Annotated in this window: 1 protein-coding gene; it reads left to right on the top strand. The window is 41.1% G+C overall.

The genetic code is table 11. The features are described 5' to 3' along the window. Positions 1 to 275: E domain-containing protein (locus IDG60_RS03435; RefSeq protein ID WP_206160497.1), on the top strand; the 275-nt coding region annotated here is incomplete at both ends.

Below are 275 nucleotides of genomic sequence, written 5' to 3'. Positions count from 1 at the left end.
TGAAGAGCGAGTGAAACAAGAGGGACAACCAGGAAGTAAGACAATCACAACACCAATCACAGTGAACCCATTAACAGGTGAAAAAGTTGGTGAGGGTCAACCAACAGAAGAGATCACAAAACAACCAATAGATAAGATTGTAGAGTTTGGTGGCGAGAAAATACCGCAAGGTCATAAAGATATCTTTGATCCAAACTTACCAACAGATCAAACGGAAAAAGTACCAGGTAAACCAGGAATCAAGAATCCAGACACAGGAAAAGTGATCGAAGAGC

This window comes from Staphylococcus sp. EG-SA-2 (assembly GCF_017152085.1).
The sequence above is the reverse complement of the archived record's forward strand: the minus strand, read 5'-3'. Positions and strand labels throughout refer to the sequence as shown.